The sequence below is a fragment of the Micromonospora sp. ATLC20 genome, assembly GCF_057196585.1.
In genome coordinates this window covers 1-12,002 of sequence record NZ_JBXUOV010000175.1, presented here as the reverse complement: position 1 = coordinate 12,002, position 12,002 = coordinate 1, and the positions used below count along the sequence as shown (strand labels likewise).

General features: G+C 74.5%; 10 protein-coding genes. 6 read left to right on the top strand and 4 right to left on the bottom strand.

The window, feature by feature from the left end; all coding sequences use genetic code 11:
* The 5 genes from AC2CHG_RS25820 (at position 1) to AC2CHG_RS25800 (ending at position 4,540) form a co-directional block, all read left to right on the top strand.
* Positions 1-1,155, top strand: a complete 1,155-nt coding sequence (locus tag AC2CHG_RS25820) for a CapA family protein (RefSeq protein ID WP_402813756.1) — start codon at positions 1-3, stop codon at positions 1,153-1,155.
* Positions 1,152-1,994, top strand: a complete 843-nt coding sequence (gene nth / locus AC2CHG_RS25815) for an endonuclease III (protein WP_402813759.1) — start codon at positions 1,152-1,154, stop codon at positions 1,992-1,994. The genes AC2CHG_RS25820 and nth overlap by 4 nt, the downstream gene beginning before the upstream one ends.
* Positions 1,991-2,596: a TlpA family protein disulfide reductase gene (locus AC2CHG_RS25810; protein WP_484525763.1), complete on the top strand. Its 606-nt coding sequence runs from the start codon at positions 1,991-1,993 to the stop codon at positions 2,594-2,596. The genes nth and AC2CHG_RS25810 overlap by 4 nt, the downstream gene beginning before the upstream one ends.
* A complete protein-coding gene (locus AC2CHG_RS25805) occupies positions 2,593-3,285 on the top strand; it encodes an NUDIX hydrolase (protein WP_484525762.1) in 693 nt (230 codons plus the stop codon). The genes AC2CHG_RS25810 and AC2CHG_RS25805 overlap by 4 nt, the downstream gene beginning before the upstream one ends.
* Positions 3,286-3,361: 76 nt before the next feature.
* Positions 3,362-4,540 carry a MarP family serine protease gene (locus AC2CHG_RS25800; RefSeq protein WP_366620049.1) on the top strand — a complete coding sequence of 393 codons (1,179 nt, stop codon included), beginning with the start codon at positions 3,362-3,364 and terminating at the stop codon, positions 4,538-4,540.
* A gap of 15 nt (positions 4,541-4,555) precedes the next feature.
* Here AC2CHG_RS25800 and AC2CHG_RS25795 read toward each other — a convergent pair whose 3' ends face one another.
* The 4 genes from AC2CHG_RS25795 to eccCa all read right to left on the bottom strand — a co-directional run bounded on the left by AC2CHG_RS25795 (position 4,556) and on the right by eccCa (position 11,483).
* Positions 4,556-5,281, bottom strand: a complete 726-nt coding sequence (locus AC2CHG_RS25795; RefSeq protein WP_262013411.1) for a phosphatase PAP2 family protein — start codon at positions 5,279-5,281, stop codon at positions 4,556-4,558.
* 30 nt (positions 5,282-5,311) lie between these two features.
* Positions 5,312-6,103: a phosphatase PAP2 family protein gene (locus AC2CHG_RS25790; RefSeq protein WP_366620052.1), complete on the bottom strand. Its 792-nt coding sequence runs from the start codon at positions 6,101-6,103 to the stop codon at positions 5,312-5,314.
* 39 nt (positions 6,104-6,142) lie between these two features.
* Positions 6,143-7,456, bottom strand: coding sequence for a type VII secretion-associated serine protease mycosin (gene mycP / locus AC2CHG_RS25785; protein WP_366620054.1), 1,314 nt, complete (start codon positions 7,454-7,456; stop codon positions 6,143-6,145).
* A gap of 88 nt (positions 7,457-7,544) precedes the next feature.
* Entirely contained in the window at positions 7,545-11,483 is a 3,939-nt protein-coding gene (eccCa, locus tag AC2CHG_RS25780; RefSeq protein ID WP_484525761.1) for a type VII secretion protein EccCa, read from the bottom strand.
* A 105-nt stretch (positions 11,484-11,588) separates the two neighbouring features.
* On the opposite strand from eccCa, the gene AC2CHG_RS25775 reads away from it, so the two are divergent.
* A partial coding sequence (locus tag AC2CHG_RS25775) for an EsaB/YukD family protein (protein ID WP_484525760.1) occupies positions 11,589-12,002 on the top strand: 414 nt, incomplete at its 3' end.

Sequence of the window (12,002 nt, the reverse complement as noted above, 5' to 3'; positions counted from 1 at the left end):
GTGCTCGGCCGGCGCCTGGCCGCGTTCGCCGCGCTCGTCGCCGTCCTGTTCGTCGCCGGCTGCGGCGGCGACGCCGGCGGGTCCGGCGGCGACCCCCGGTGGCAGGCGGGACAGGGCGGCGGGTCGACCGGCTCGGCCGGACCCGAGACGGGTGACCAGCCGGCCGCGCCGGACGCGTCGAAGGAGCCGTCGATCTCGCTCACCGCGACCGGTGACGTGATCATGGGCAACGCGCCGGACCGGCTGCCCCCGAACGGCGGCAAGGGCTTCTTCGACGACGTGAAATCGGCGCTCAAGGGCGACCTGGTGATGGGCAACCTGGAGGAGCCGCTCACCGACGACACCGGCGCCGGCAAGTGCGGCCCGGAGCCGAAGAACTGCTACCAGTTCCGCGCGCCGCCCGGCTACGCCGCGCACCTGCGCTCGGCCGGGTTCCAGCTGCTCAACCAGGCCAACAACCACGGCTACGACTACGGCCGGCAGGGCTACGAGAACACCCAGTCGGCGCTGGAGGCGCACGGGCTCAAGCACACCGGCGCGCCGGGCGAGATCACCGTGGTGGACGTCAAGGGCATCAAGGTCGCCGTGGTGGGCTTCTCGTCGTACCCCTGGTCCAACAGTCTGGTCGACCTGAACGCCGCCAAGCAGGTGGTCGAGATGGCCAAGGAGCAGGCCCAGATCGTGGTGGTGCAGGTGCACATGGGCGCCGAGGGGTCGGACAAGACCCGGGTCAAGCCGGGCACCGAGATGTTCTTCGGCGAGAACCGCGGCGATCCGATCCGCTTCTCCCGCACCGTCATCGACGCCGGCGCCGACCTGGTCATCGGGCACGGTCCGCACGTGCTGCGCGGGATGGAGTTCTACAAGGGGCGGCTGATCGCGTACAGCCTGGGCAACTTCGCCGGCGGCGGGAAGTCGCTGAACAGCTCGGGCCGGCTCGGCTGGGGCGGCGTGCTCAAGGTGTCGCTCACCGCCGAGGGGACGTTCGTCGGCGGCACGTTCACCTCCACGGTGATGAACGGCGTGGGCCGTCCGTCCGTGGACCGGCAGGACCGCGGCCTCGGACTGGTCCGTGACCTGAACCGGTCCGACTTCCCGGACACCGGCGCGAAGCTCGACGGGACCGGCAAGATCACCGCACCGGCGGGTGGCTGAGCGCACCCCGGCCGCGCCGAGCCGCCGGAGCGTCGGCCCCGCGACGTAGGCTGGCCGACGTGACCACGCGTTCCCCCGAGACCGACCTCGGTCGTACGCGCCGCGCCCGGCGCATCGGCCGGGTGCTGACCGAGACGCACCCCGACGCGCACTGTGAGCTCGACCACGCCAACGCGCTGGAGCTCGCGGTGGCGACGATCCTGTCCGCCCAGTGCACCGACAAGAAGGTCAACGAGGTCACGCCGAAGCTGTTCGCCCGCTACCGCACCGCGGCCGACTACGCCGCTGCGGACCGCGCCGAGCTGGAGGAGCTGATCCGGCCCACCGGGTTCTACCGCAACAAGACCAGCTCCCTGATCAACCTGGGGCGGGCGCTCTGCGAGCGGTACGACGGCGAGGTGCCCGGCCGTCTCGACGACCTGGTGACCCTGCCGGGGATCGGCCGCAAGACCGCGAACGTCATCCTCGGCAACGCCTTCGGTGTCCCCGGCATCACCGTCGACACCCACTTCCAGCGGCTGGTGCAGCGGTGGCAGCTCACCGCCGAGACCGACCCGGTGAAGATCGAGCACGCGATCGGCGCGCTCTACCCGAAGCGGGACTGGACGATGCTGTCGCACCGGGTGATCTTCCACGGCCGCCGGGTCTGCCACGCCCGCAAGCCCGCCTGCGGCGCGTGCACGCTGGCGAAGCTGTGTCCCGCGTACGGCACCGGGCCGACCGAGCCGGCCGCCGCGGCCAAGCTGCTGAAGGGCCCCCGGGCCCGTGACCTGGCGGTCGCAGTCGGCCTCGATCCCGACCTTGTGCCGCAGCAGGCGGCAGCGGCGGACGTGCCGTGACGCGCCGGTTCGCGTACGTGCTCGTCCCGCTGCTGCTGGCGGCAGCGGGCTGCACCGCCACGACCGAGGAGCCGGAACGTCCGGCGCCGGCGACCCGGGCCGAGCGCCCCTCGCCGTTCGCCGACTGCGCCCCGCTGACCGTCGCGCCGACCGCCGCGTCTCCGACGCCCGCCGGGAAGGCCGGGGACCAGCTCCCCGACCTGACGCTGAACTGCTTCACCGGCGGCGCACCGGTGAACCTGCGCGACGTCAAGGGCCCGGCGGTGATCAACGTGTGGGCGTCCTGGTGCCCGCCGTGCCGCAAGGAGCTGCCCGCGTTCCAGCGGCTCAGCGAGCGGGCCGACGGCCGGTTCCAGGTGATCGGCGTGAACAGCCGGGACAGCCGCGGCGGCGCTCAGTCCATCGGCGAGGACTACGGCGTCGACTTCCCGATGCTGCTCGACCAGGGCGACGCGTTCCAGCGCGCGCTGGAACGCAACGCGTTCCCGCTCACAGTGCTCGTCGACGCCGACGGCCGGATCCGGCACACCGACGCGACCGGCGCGCTCGACGACGCCCGCCTCGCCGCGCTGCTCGAACGTCACCTCGGGGTGCGGGTATGACCCGACGGCCGCCGCTGTGGTTCGACCCGCTGCTGGGCCGGCTCGGCACCGCGCGGGCGGAGGACTTCACCCGCATCGTCACGCCGGAAAGCGGCGGCCGGGAGAGCGCCGTGCTGGTGCTGCTCGGCGAGGAGCCCGGCGCCGGGCCGGACGTGCTCGTCCTCCAGCGCGCCGCGACGCTGCGCAACCACGCCGGGCAGCCGGCCTTCCCGGGCGGGGCGGCCGACCCGGAGGACGCGGACGCCCGCGCCACCGCGCTGCGCGAGGCGAACGAGGAGGTCGGCCTCGACCCGGGCAGCGTCACAGTGCTGGCCGAGCTGCCCCGGCTGTGGATCCCGGTCAGCGACTTCGTGGTCACCCCGGTGCTCGCCTGGTGGCACGACCCGCACCCGGTGCACCCGCGCGAGCCGGCCGAGGTCGCCCACGTGGCCCGGCTGCCGGTCAGCGAGCTGGTCGACCCGGACAACCGCATGCGGGTACGCCACCCGAGCGGCTGGATCGGTCCCGCCTTCTCCGCGCGCGGCATGCTCGTCTGGGGCTTCACCGCGGGCGTGATCGACCGGCTGCTGGAGATGGGCGGCTGGTCCCGGCCCTGGCCGCACTCGCGTGTGGTGGACCTGCCGCCTGTCGACGCCACGCCCGCTCCGTCGGCCGGCACCGAGGCGGCCGACGAGAGCCCGGTGCGGTGATCACCCGTACGCATCCTCGGGTCACGTTCCGCGAGCGCTGAGCCGAGCACGGGCCTCGTGCCCGTACCCTTGGGGCGTGTCCGCCGTGGATCTCGTCCTTCTCCTGCTCATGCTCGTGTTCGCGATCAGCGGATACCGCCAGGGTTTCGTCATCGGGGCCCTGTCGTTCTCCGGCTTCTTCCTCGGAGCGCTGCTCGGCCTCCAGGTCGGGCCGCTGATCGCACAGCAGTTCACGGCGAGCGGCACCCGCGTGCTGATCTCCCTGGTGGCGATCTTCGGGCTCGCGGTCCTGGGGCAGGCGCTGGCCGGCTGGCTCGGCTCGAACCTGCGGGCCGCCATCACCGGCCCGGCCGGCCGGAAGATCGACGACGTCGGCGGCGCGTTCATCTCGGTCGTCGCGGTCATGCTCGTGGCGTGGCTGGTCGCCGTGCCGCTCGGCTCCTCCTCGGTGCCGTGGCTGGCGTCCTCGGTCCGCAACAGCGCGCTGCTCACAGTCGTCGACCAGGTGCTGCCGGACAAGGCGCAGGATCTGTCCACCGCGCTGCGCGACACGGTCGACACCAACGGCTTCCCGGACGTGTTCGGCGACCTCGCGCCGACCCGGGCCCGGCAGGTCGCACCGCCCGACCCGGCGCTGGCCAACTCCCAGGTGGTGCAGAACAGCAGGCGGTCGGTGGTGAAGGTGCTCGGCTCCGCGCCGAGCTGCTCACGCCGCATCGAGGGCTCCGGTTTCGTGTACGCCGACGACCGGGTGATGACGAACGCGCACGTGGTGGCCGGCACCCGCTCCGTGGCGGTGGAGCTGCGCGGCGAGCGGTACGACGGCGAGGTCGTCGTCTACGACCCGGACCGGGACCTGGCGGTGCTCTACGTACCGGGGCTGCCCGGGCCGTCGCTGCGCTTCGCCGCCGGACCTGCCGCCACCGGCGCCGACGCGATCGTGCTCGGCTTCCCGCTCGACGGCCCGTACGACGCCCGCCCGGCCCGGATCCGCGACGTCGACCGGATCACCGGCCCGGACATCTACTCGGCCGGTGACGTCAACCGGGAGATCTACACCATCCGGGCGCTGGTACGCAGCGGCAACTCCGGCGGCCCGCTGGTCTCCTCGAACGGTCTGGTGCTCGGCGTGATCTTCGCGGCGGCGGCGGACGACCCCAACACCGGCTTCGCGGTGACCGCGGCCGAGGCGCGACCGGTGGCGCTGGCGGGCGCGGAGCGTACCCGGGGAGTGGACACCGGCGACTGCACCTGAGCCGGCCGGCGGCGCTCAGCCGCCCGCGGACGCTCCCGCCGGTGTCGCCTCGTCACCGGAGCGGGACAGCGGCAGGTGGGCGCGGCCCCAGGTGAGCGTGCGGTCGAGGACCGCCCGGGCCATGATCGCCACGCAGACGCCGCCGTTGAGGAACGAGGCGACCACGTCGCTGGGGTGGTGCATGCCCCGGTACATCCGGGTGAGCGCCACGCCGATCGGCACCAGCACCAGCAGCGTCCACCAGCCGACCTTGGCCGGGGTGCTGCGCGCCCGCAGCGCCAGCAGCACCGCGAGGCCGACGTAGAGCGCGGTGGCCGCCGAGGTGTGCCCGGACGGGAAGCTGGACGTGGGCGGCGAGGCGTCCATGTGCGCCACGGCCGGGCGGTTCCGGTCGATGACCATCGTGGTGAACAGGAAGATCAGCGCCTGCGCGGTCACCGCCGCGCACAGGAACAGCGGCTCCCGCCAGCGGTGCAGCACCAGCCGCAGCACCAGCGCCGCCAGCACGGTGACCACGACGATCATCTGGGTGCTGGCGAGCGTGCTGAACACCAGCGAGACGTCGTTCCACCCCGGCGTCCGGTCGCCGGCCAGCTCCCGGTTGACCGTGTCCTCCACGGTGAACGGCCAGGTGTGCGCCAGTACCCGGGTCACCAGCAGGCCCAGGCCCACCATCAGCGCGAAGAGCAGGGCCAGCGGCAGCAGGACACGCCGGGTGACTCGGATCACGACATCGGACATGGGCTCGCCTGTACCCCGTTGCGGGCCCGGCTACGCCCGGCCACCCTCCGGCCGCTGGTCGGCCAGCTCCGGCTCGACCCCCTCGCGCAGCGGACGCGCGGACGGCCGACCGGACCCGCTGCGCCAGGTGGCGAACGCCGCCGCTGTCGCGGCCACCACGGCGGTCCCGAGCACCCAGCCGCCCACCACGTCGCTGGTCCAGTGCACGCCGAGCGCGATCCGGCTGATCCCGGTCACCACCGTGACCAGCAGGGCGGCGGTCCACAGCGCGATCCGGCCCGGGCGGCTGTCCCGCACGAACGGCAGGAACACCAGCAGCAGCACCCCTGCGGCGAGCGTGGCGTTGAGCGCGTGGCCGGACGGGAAGGAGTAGCCGGCGGCTCGGGCCACCGGGTCGAGCAGATCCGGCCGGTCCCGGCCGACGAGCAGCTTGAGCAGCGCGCCGAGCAGCCCGCCGGCGACCATGGTGACCACCACCCAGACCGCAAGCCGGGGCGCGCCGCGGCGGACCAGCCAGACCACCACCACGACAGCTGCCACCCGCAGCGGGCCGGGCCCGAACACGTGCGTCCAGACCGTCATCACCGCGACCCATGCGGGATGGTCCTGCGCGTACCCGTGGAACGCGTCGGTGATCGAGGCGTCCAGCCGCAGCAGGGGCGGCCAGGCGCCGAGCACCAGCAGCGCGATCAGGGCGAACGGCACCAGCACCAGGAACGCCGCGACCACCGTCAGGGTGAGCCGCAGCCCCAGCGAGTGATCGCGGTCGAGGCGGCGGTGCCGCCACGACCGGCGCGTGACCGTCGCCCCGGTGGTGTCCATGGGCATTCCCTACCCACCGGAGGGCAGGGTCAGACCGGTTCAGCGACGGGTCTGCCGGAACCGGCGCACCATCAGCGCGGTGCCGGTGACGAGCGCGACGAACAGGGCCAGGCCGGTCCAGAGCCGCTCCGGGGCGGAGACGTCCGTCTGCCCGGCCGGCCGGGCGGTCCAGCCCTCCGCCGTACGCCCGAGCGGGTCGCCGCCGCTGCCCGCCGCGGCGGCCCGGGTGTCCGGTCCGTCGCCGGGTGCCGGCCCGAAGCCCACCACGCCGGGGGAGGCGTTGTCGTCGAGCGGGTTGTGGGCCACCGACGGCACGTCACCGGTGAGCGCGGCCACCGGGTCGACCAGGCCGTAGCCGAACCGGTCGTCCCGCCCGGTCGGGCCCAGATCCCGGGCGGTGCTGATCAGCCGGTTGACCACGTCCCCGGCCGACATCTTCGGATACCGCGAGCGGACCAGGGCCGCCGTCGCGGCGACGAGCGGCGCGGCGAAGCTCGTCCCCTGCACCCGCCAGTAGCCCTCCGGGCGGGCGCCGTAGAGCCCGGTGGCCGGGGCGCTGAGGACCGTCTCGTGACCCGTGATCGAGCCGGACCAGAGGTTCTCGCTGGTCCGCTCCAGCCCGGTGACCGCGAGCACGCCCGGTTCCCGGGCCGGGTACCAGACCTCGGTGGTCGTCGAGGTGGCCAGGTTGCCGGTGCAGGCGACCACCACCACGTCCCGGGCGAACGCGTAGTCGAGTGCCGCGGCCAGGGCCGGGTTGTCGCTGCTGCCGCCGAGCGACAGGTTGACCACCTGGGCGCCGTTGTCCACCGCCCAGCGCACCGCCTTGGCGATGATCAGCGCGTCGTCGTAGCGGTTCTCGGCGTCGAGCACCCGGACCGGGAGGATCTTGGCGTCCGGCGCGAGCCCCACCACGCCCCGGTCGTCGTCGGACCGCCCGGCGATCAGCCCCGCCACAGTGGTGCCGTGCCCCACCGGGTCCGCGCCGTCCGAGCCGTCCGGTGTCACCAGATCCAGGCCGGGCAGCACCTGCCCGGCCAGGTCGGGGTGGGAGCCGTCCACACCGGAGTCGATCACCGCGACCACCACGCCGCGCCCGGTCGACGTGCGCCATGCGGTCTTCGCCCGCAGCTCCTCCAGCTGCCACTGCTCGTCGCGTACCTGGTCGGTGCGCAGCGGACGGTCGGGGGCCGACCAGGGCCGCGCCACGGCGGTCGAGGCGGCGGGCGCGGCGTGTGCCGGTGGTACCAGCGGACCGGCCACGGTGACCAGTGCCGAGGCGGCGGCGAGCAGCGCGCGTCCGGCGAGACGCCGGGGCGGCCCACCGGGCGGTCCCTGCCGATCCCCTGTCACATTCCCCAGCCGTTCGGTCGCGTCAGACACATGCTGCACGGAGATTACCGGTTGCCCCGGCCGTCACGGGGCAAGTCGGCCAGCCTGATCACCCGGGCGGGAGATACGCCAACTGCACCAGGCGCACCCCCTCCCGGCGGGTGACCAGACGCGCCCGCCCCGGCGGCAGCGGCCCGGCCTTCACCTGGCCGACGAGCGTGCCCTCCTCCGGCCCGCCCGACATCACCAGCCCGGCGGTGGACAGCTCGCGCAACCGCTGCACGATCGGCTCGTACGCGGTCCGCCCGGCGCCGCCGGTGCGCCGCGCCAGCACCAGGTGCAGCCCGACGTCCCGCGCGTGCGGCAGGTGGTCCTCAAGCGCCCGCAACGGGTTCGTCGGCCCGCCCGCCACCAGGTCGTAGTCGTCCACGAGCACGAACAGCTCCGGTCCCGTCCACCACGACCGGCTGCGCAACTGCGCCGGGGTCACCTCCGGCCCCGGCTGCCGCCCCTGGAGATAACTGGCGGCCGACTCGATCAGCTCGGCGGTGTGCGGCGCTGCGGTGCCGTATCCGATCAGGTGCGGCGTCTCGATCACGCCCATCAGGCTGCGCCGGTAGTCCACGAGCATCACCCGTGCCTGCTCCGGCGTGAACCGGTTGACGATCGAGGTGGCGAGCGCCCGCAGGAACGACGACTTGCCGCACTCGGCGTCGCCGAAGACCAGGAAGTTCGGCTCGGTGGCGAAGTCCAGCACCACCTGGGACAGGTCCGCCTCGGCCACGCCGATCGGGAACGCCGGCCCGCTCGTCGCGCTGTGGTCCAGTTCGGCGTACGGCAGCACCGGCGGGAGCAGCCGCACCCGGGGCGCGGGCGGACCGCTCCACGCGCCGGCGACCGCCTTGACCAGGTCGGCGGTCTCCGCGCCCAGCGCCTCGACGCGCGGCTCGGCGGTGAGGAAGTGCAGGCCGCCCGCGGTGATGCCGCGCCCCGGCCGCTCCTCCGGCACGGTGGCCGCGAGCGCGCGCTTGACCACCACCGAGTCGGCCGGGTCGCCGAGTCGCAACTCCAGCCGGGAGCCGAACAGGTCACGGATCGCCGGGCGGAAGTCCGACCAGCGCAGCGCGCTCGCCACCACGTGCACCCCGTACGCCAGGCCCCGGGTGGCGAGCTCGGTGACCAGGGGTTCCAGGTCCTCGTACTCGCCGCGCAGCGTGTTCCAGCCGTCCACCACCAGGAACACGTCCCCGAACGGGTCCGGCGCGCCCGCCGCCCGCCGCCGTCGCCACACGGCCATCGACTCCACACCGGCCTCGGCGAAACGCCGCTCCCGTTCGGCCAGCAGGCCGGCGACCTCGCCGACGGTACGGCGCACGGCGGTGCCGTCGGTGCGCCCGCTGACACCGCCCACGTGCGGCAGGTCGCGCAGCGTGCCGAGCGTCCCGCTGCCGAAGTCGAGGCAGTAGACCTGCACCTCGGCCGGGGTGTGGGTGAGCGCGAGCGCGCAGACCAGGGTGCGCAGCAGACTGGACCGGCCACTGCGGGTGGTGCCGACCACCGCGACGTGCCCGGCCGCGCCGTCCAGCGCCAGCCAGAGCAGGTCGCGCCGCTGCTCGAACGGCTTGTCGACCACCGCCACCGGCACCTGCAGCGCACCGTGCAGCTCCGGATTGGCCACCGTGAGCCCGCGTAGCGGGTCGGCGCCGACCGTTCCGAGCAGCTCGTCCAGGGCGGGCGAGGCGTCCAGCGGCGGCAGCCACACCTGGTGCGCGGGCGGGCCCTGCCCGGCCAGCCGGTCCACGAGCAGGTCCAGCAGCGTCTCGCCGCTGTCGTCCTCGGCGGGCGGCGCGACGGGCGCGGGCGGCTCGGGCACCGGGACCAGGTGGGTGGAGAACGCGAGCACCCGAGCCTCGCCGGCGCCGGACGCGCCCGCCGCCCCGCCGCGACGGCGGACCGTGCCGGAGACGTACGCGGCCTTGAACCGGACCAGCGGGTCGGTGCCCGAGCGCAGGTAACCGTGCCCCGGGCTGCGCGGCAGCTCGTGCGCGTCCGGCACGCCCAGCACCGTCCGGGACTCCAGCGCCGAGAACGTCCGCAACCCGATCCGGTACGACAGGTGCGTGTCCAGCCCGCGCAGCCGCCCCTCCTCCAGCCGCTGGCTCGCCAGCAGCAGGTGCACACCCAGCGACCGGCCCAGCCGGCCGATCTGCACGAACAGGTCGATGAAGTCGGGCTTGGCGGACAGCAGCTCGGAGAACTCGTCGCAGATCAGCAGCAGCGACGGCAGCGGGGCCAGCGGGGATCCGGCCGCCCGGGCCCGCTCGTAGTCGCGCACGCTCGCGAAGTTGCCGGCCCGGCGCAGCAACTCCTGCCGGCGCATCAGCTCCCCGTTTATCGCGTCCACCATCCGGTCCACAAGCGGCAGCGCGTCGGCCAGGTTGGTGATCACGGCGGCGGTGTGCGGCAGCCGCTCGAACGACGCGAACGTGGCGCCGCCCTTGAAGTCGACGAGCACGAAGTTGAGCTGCTCCGAGCTGTGCGTGGCGGCCAGCCCGAGCACCAGTGTGCGCAGCAGCTCCGACTTGCCCGAGCCGGTCGCGCCGATCAACAGGCCGTGCGGGCCCATGCCGTCCTGCGCCGACTCCTTCAGGTCGAGGTCGATCGCCCCGCCGTCGGCGCCCACCCCGATCGGCACCCGCAGCCGGTCCCGCGCGGCCCGGGGCGCCCAGCCCTGCTCGGCGGTGAAGCTCTCCGGGTCGCCCAGACCCAGTAGCTCGGGCAGGCCCAGCTCGGCGCCGGGCGGCGCGTCCGGTCCGCGTACCGTGCCGGCCAGCCGCAGCGGCGCGAGCCGCCGGGCCACCGCCTCCGCGTCGGCGTGCGCCAGCGCGTCGGCGGCGCCCACCTCGGCGTGCCCCTCCGCGGAGTGCGAGTGCAGCCGGCCGTCGACCAGGTCGAGCAGGAGCGCGTACCGGTCGAGCAGCCGGGGCGGCGGAGTGTCCAGGTCGAGCACGGTGACCGCGTCGATGCCGCCGTCACCGGCCAGGTCGGTCGCGCCGGTCAGGTCGCCGCCGTCGAGCACCACCACTACGTGCGGCCCGTCGGTCGCGGTGCCGTGCGGGCTGAACCGGGACCGGGCGCCGAGTACGTCGTCGAGCAGCCGTTCCAGGTCGGCGGCGGCGCTGGTGACCAGCCGCACCGGGCCCAGCGCGTCGGTACGCGCCGGATGGTGGGCGTGCGGCAGCCACTTCACCCACTCCCAGGCGTTGCGGCGTTCCGGCCCGGCGCAGACCGCGATCAGCAGTTCGTCCGGCGCGTGGAAGACGGCGAGCTGGGTGAGCACCGCCCGGGCCAGCGCCTGCGCGGTGGGCGAGCCGGCGCCGCGTACCGGGCCGGCCGGGCCGCGCACGAAGACCCGGGCGAAACTGCGCAGCGACAGCGCCACCGGCAGGTCCGGCACCACCGAGTACGCGTCCAGGAAGCGCCGCAGCGCCCCGGCCGTCATCGGCTCCAGCTCCTCCAGCGGGCGGGTGACCGGCGGGACCAGCGGGGTGGCGAGCGTCTGCGGGCCCACACCGACCCGGACCACGGCGAAGTCCGGGTCGCCCGGCCGGCGCTCCCAGACCCGGTGACTGTCGACTGTCGACCAGAGCCGCCCCGGCTCGGGATGGCGGTAGGACAGCCCGGCCCGCTGGGCGCCGGCGGTCTCCCGCACCCGGCGCCGGAGCGTGGCCAGGTGACGCAGGTATTCCCGGCGGGCGGCCATCAGCTCGGACTTCTTCGGCCCGGCGCTGCCCCAGGTGGTCACCAGCATCGCCAGCGAGGAGAGGCCGAACATGCCGCCCACCACGTACGAGTAGGCGCCGCCGCCGCGGCCGAACATCATCGCCATGGCCACCGTCCCGCCGAGCATCGGCAGCACCATCAGCGCCTGCTGCCAGCGCCCACCGGCGGCGGCGGGGATCTCCGGCGGCGCCTCGACGGGCAGCTCACCGACCGGGATCTCCGGTGCCGGGCGGCGTGGCGGCCGCTTGATGACGACAGTGGACACTCACCCTCCCCGGAAGTGGCTCTGGGTAACCCGAGCCTGGCTCATAGTAGGTAAAGTCCTCTCGTCCGTCAGCCCACTCCCTCCGCTCGATATGGAGATGCCTCGATGACAAGCGGGCTCGCCCGGGTCACGATCAGCGCGCCCAGGCGGCGGGTCGACGTGGCCCTACCGGAGCAGGTGCCCCTGGCCGAGCTGCTGCCCGAGGTGCTCCGGCACGCCGGGGAGGGACTGGCCGACGACGGGGAACGGCACGGCGGGTGGGTGCTGCGCCGGACCGACGGCGCGGTGCTCACCACCGCCCAGGCGCTGCTGCCGCAGGGCGTGCGCGACGGCGAGGTGCTGCACCTGGTGCCGGCCCGCGCGCAGTGGCCCGAACTGGAGTACGACGACGTGGTCGAGGCGATCGTGGACGGCGCCCGGCGCCGGGGTGCCGCCTGGTCGGGCCGGGCCACCCGGGCCGCGGCGCTCGCCGGTGCCGCCGTACCCCTGGCCGTCGGCCTGGTCGCCGTGGTCGCGGCC